A 398-nucleotide genomic window follows, 5' to 3' on the forward strand; every position below is an offset into this window, starting at 1 on the left:
TTTTATCAAGCGTTTGATCTCGTATTATAAGGTTACACGGCAATTAAATGCAGCAATGAAAAAGCGCATGTAGTCTTCATGGCGTGAGGAGGCACCCTTTTAGATCATGCCCTTGCTTTATGGCTTTGAGAGGCATGGAGGAGCTATGGTGCACTATGTTTTACATTTGCTATTGTTTGAAAGGGGATTAAATCAGTCGTCTTGAGATGATATTGGCTCTCTACGGTTTTCTGTGAATAATCAAAATCGTAAAAACGTGGAACTGTAGTTCCAAGGTGGGTGCGCTTGGTCAAGAGTATGACGGTTGTGGGAAGGATAGTCGGGTGCAGAGAGTGTGAATGGTGCGGTAAAGGTGAATGGAGACAGGGTATTGGAGAGAAGGGGCTATAGGGTTTGCG

General features: G+C 44.2%; 1 protein-coding gene. It reads right to left on the reverse strand.

The genetic code is table 11. The features are described 5' to 3' along the window. Positions 1–143: 143 nt before the first annotated feature. Positions 144–398: hypothetical protein (locus ACFINC_RS10610; RefSeq protein ID WP_375617189.1), on the reverse strand; the 255-nt coding region annotated here is incomplete at its 5' end.

The organism is Bartonella sp. AP58NXGY, assembly GCF_042195785.1.
Taxonomy (GTDB): domain Bacteria; phylum Pseudomonadota; class Alphaproteobacteria; order Rhizobiales; family Rhizobiaceae; genus Bartonella.